The sequence below is a fragment of the Secundilactobacillus mixtipabuli genome (assembly GCF_002217925.1).
Taxonomy (GTDB): domain Bacteria; phylum Bacillota; class Bacilli; order Lactobacillales; family Lactobacillaceae; genus Secundilactobacillus; species Secundilactobacillus mixtipabuli.
This window is the reverse complement of sequence record NZ_BCMF01000058.1, coordinates 1-245: the sequence shown is the minus strand read 5'-3', so window position 1 is coordinate 245 and position 245 is coordinate 1. Positions and strand designations below refer to the sequence as shown.

The 245-nt window shown below is 34.3% G+C and carries 1 rRNA gene; it reads left to right on the top strand.

Annotation, left to right across the window (positions count from 1 at the left end):
- Positions 1 to 62: ribosomal RNA gene (locus IWT5_RS11985) — 16S ribosomal RNA — on the top strand; the annotation flags it as partial.
- Between the last annotated feature and the right edge of the window lie 183 nt (positions 63 to 245).

The window sequence follows — 245 nt, the reverse complement described above, 5'->3', positions numbered from 1 at the left end:
TGATTAGGGTGAAGTCGTAACAAGGTAGCCGTAGGAGAACCTGCGGCTGGATCACCTCCTTTCTAAGGAATAATACGGAAACCTGCACAGGAACAAAACTTTGTTTAGTTTTGAGAGGTCTACTCTCAGAATTGGTTCTTTGAAAACTAGATAATATCAATTTTCTTTTATATTAATTAATTTCATTAATTAAGCCGAGAACACCGCGTATTTTGAGTTTTTTATTAGTAAAGTTTATTTACTTC